This window comes from Streptomyces niveus (assembly GCF_001723055.1).
Lineage (GTDB): Bacteria > Actinomycetota > Actinomycetes > Streptomycetales > Streptomycetaceae > Streptomyces > Streptomyces niveus.
Map to the genome: position 1 here is coordinate 1 of NZ_MDCR01000432.1, position 3,136 is coordinate 3,136.

General features: G+C 71.0%; 4 protein-coding genes. All 4 read right to left on the reverse strand.

Annotation, left to right across the window (positions count from 1 at the left end; all coding sequences use genetic code 11):
* The coding region (locus BHU15_RS35480) for a 2-oxoglutarate dehydrogenase E1 subunit family protein (protein ID WP_141725052.1) at positions 1–198 on the reverse strand (198 nt) is incomplete at its 3' end.
* A 301-nt stretch (positions 199–499) separates the two neighbouring features.
* Positions 500–1,522, reverse strand: a complete 1,023-nt coding sequence (locus BHU15_RS35485; protein WP_051433837.1) for a HAMP domain-containing sensor histidine kinase — start codon at positions 1,520–1,522, stop codon at positions 500–502.
* Positions 1,523–1,770: 248 nt separating this feature from the next.
* Positions 1,771–2,508 carry a response regulator transcription factor gene (locus tag BHU15_RS35490; protein ID WP_023538700.1) on the reverse strand — a complete coding sequence of 246 codons (738 nt, stop codon included), beginning with the start codon at positions 2,506–2,508 and terminating at the stop codon, positions 1,771–1,773.
* 110 nt (positions 2,509–2,618) lie between these two features.
* The coding region (locus BHU15_RS35495) for a polyamine aminopropyltransferase (RefSeq protein WP_079128609.1) at positions 2,619–3,136 on the reverse strand (518 nt) is incomplete at its 5' end.

The window sequence follows — 3,136 nt, forward strand, 5'->3', positions numbered from 1 at the left end:
CGCCGCACCGGTGTTGCCCGGCTTGTAGTCGGCGAAGAAGTCCCACCAGGCGCGGTCGACCGAATTCGGGTCCTGGAGGTACTGCTGGTAGATCTCGTCGACGAGCCATTCATTGGCCCCGAAGGCGGCGGCAGGATTGGCTTCCTGCCCCGTTCGGTCGGTCGAGACGCTTGAGTTACTGGGGGACTGAGACGACACGGCGGCAACCGCCCTCTTCCGCTTCACAAGGTGATGGACAGCGGGAATCAAGGCTACGCCTACCGGACCGAGAGGAGCAGACCGGGCGGGGGCAACGTCATGCAAGTCACACCGGAAGGCGGGTTTCGGCGTAGGAATTGGCGGGAAACAAGCCAGGTTTCCTTGAAGCTGTCCTCGGAACTGCGGACGCACCATGGCGCTGACGCCGCCTTTTCGGCCCCTGAACAGGGATCGCGTCGGCAACGCCGCACCGAATGCCCATGGAACGGGCTCTTCCGGTGCCTCCGATCCGAACCCTACGTCAACCCCGCGCCCGGGGGATTCCCGGAAGTGTCACCTGGATGAGGCATCCGCGTACGGATTCGGCCACCCCGATACGTCCGCCGTGCAAATCCACGGCCCAACTCGCGATCGCCAGCCCCAGTCCCGTACCGCCGTCACTGCCCGGTCCGTGCGGCGACGGAGCGCTGCCCCGGTTGAAACGCTCGAAGACCCGGTGCCGCTCCGGCTCCGGGATACCGGGACCTTCGTCCTGGATTTCCAGGTCCAGCGACTCGGGACCGTGACCGCGCCGCGCCCGCACCGTCACCCGGCCGTGCGGCGGGCTGTGCTTGACCGCGTTGTCGATGAGATTCGCGACCACCTGGTGCAGCCGCTCCGCGTCCGCGTGCGCCGTCAGCTCCGGCGGCGACACATCCAGATGCAGATGCACGTCCGTACGGGTGTGATTGCCCGAACCCGAACTCAGCGCGCGCTGCGAGGCCGCGAGATTGGCCTCCTTCAGCACCCCGGACAGATACGGCCACACCTCGAAGCGCCGCGCCTTGAGCGGCAGTACGCCGTTGTCGAGCCGGGAGAGGTCCAGCAGCGTCTCCACGAGCCTGCCCAGGCGCTCCGTCTGCTTCAGCGCGGTGCGCATCGTCTCCGGGTCGGCGGCGGACACCCCGTCCACCACGTTCTCCAGCACGGCGCGCAGCGCCGCGATCGGCGTGCGCAGCTCGTGGGACACATTGGCGACCAGCTCCTTGCGGTGCCGGTCCACGGCCTCCAGGTCGTCCGCCATACGGTTGATCGTGGAGGCCAGGTCGCCCAGCTCGTCGCGGCGGTCCGCGCCGCTGACGCGCCGCGTGTAGTCACCGTGCGAGATGCCCTTCGCGACGGTGTTCATCTCGTCCAGCGGGGCCGTCAGACCGTGCGCCACGAACTGCGTGATCAGCAGCGTCGCGATCATCGAGAACACCGTGATGAAGCGCAGCTCGGTCTCGGTGCGCAGCGCCACCATCAGCAGCCCCGTGGTGATGAGCACCGAGACCACCACGAGCATGCCGAGCTTCGTCTTGATGGAGAACGGCCGCAGACCGCCGCCGTCGGGCCCGCCCAGCGACCCGTGACCGGCCCTGATGCGGGCCGGGCCCTTGCGCGCGGGACCCTGACCCGACGGGTCGTGCCGGGGGCCGCTCCTGGCGCCGCCCCTGACCGGCCGGGGAGCGCGCGCGGAGCGCGGCGTACGCCCGGCCCGGCCCGGCCGCCCCGGGCCGTCGTCCCGCTCGCCTCTGCCGCCCGGCGCCCGGCTCATGGCGCCGGTGTCTCCAGGGCGTACCCCACGCCGTGCACCGTACGGATCCGCTCCGCGCCGATCTTCCGGCGCAGCGCCTTGATGTGGCTGTCGACCGTACGGGTGCCCGAGGCGTCCGCCCAGTCCCACACCTCGGCCAGCAGCTGCTCCCGCGAGAGCACGGCGCGCGGCGTGTTCGCCAGGCAGACCAGCAGGTCGAACTCGGTGGGCGTCAGATGGACGTCCTCGCCGCGCACCCGCACCCGGCGCTGCGCGTGGTCGATCTCCAGCTCGCCGAGCCGCAGGATGCCGCTGCGCGGCGTCACGGCGGCCAGCGCCGCGCGTTCCACCCTTCGCAGCAGCACATGCACCCGGGCCGCCAGCTCCCGCATCGAGAACGGCTTGGTCATGTAGTCGTCGGCCCCGACGCCCAGGCCCACCAGCATGTCGGTCTCGTCGTCGCGCGCCGTCAGCATCAGCACCGGCACCGGACGCTGCGCCTGGACACGGCGGCAGACCTCCAGACCGTCGAAGCCGGGCAGCATCACGTCGAGCACCATCAGATCCGGCTGCCACGCCTCGGCGGCGTCCACCGCGGCCGGGCCGTCGACCGCCGTCTGGACGACGAAGCCCTCGGCACGCAGCCGGGCCGCGATGGCGTCCACGATCGTCGCGTCGTCCTCGACCACGAGCACACGGCGCTGCGCGCCGGGAGTGGCCGCGACCCCGTTCTGGCTGGTGTGTGTCTGCTCCATCGCCCCGCCCCTGGTACGTTCCGCGATCCGTGTTCCTCGATCCACCATCTGCGCGCAGATGGTGGATCCCGTGTGTGGGGAGCAGCGTAGAGGCACCGGAGGGCTCCCGGCTACGCAGGGCGAACGGCGAGGTGGACCGCGTCAGGGACGCCACGGGCAACTGTGATCTCTTCCGTCCTAACCCCGGTGAAACCGGCATTCCGCAGCGCGTCCTCGAAGGCGGGGGAGGGCTGGGCGGACCACACGGCGAGCACTCCGCCGGGGTTGAGCCGGGCCCGGCAGGCGGCCAGTCCGCCGGGCGTGTACAGGTTCGCGTTCTCGTCCGTGACGGTCCAGCCGGGCCCGTTGTCGATGTCCAGGCAGAGCGCGTCGTAACGGTCGAAGGGCTCGCGGGCACCCTCGGCGGTGTCCGCCTCCGCCGCCTCCGTACGGATGTAGGCCACAAGATCGGTGTGGAGGATCACAGTGCGCGGATCGCCGAGCGCGGCGCCGGAGATCCGGGCGAGCGGCCCCCCGTGGTGCCAGTCGATGACGGCCTGCTCGCGCTCGATCACCACGATCCGGCCCCAGCGGTCGTCGGCGGCGGCTTCTCGCTCGCGCACGCCGCCGCCGACGACCGCTGGGGCCG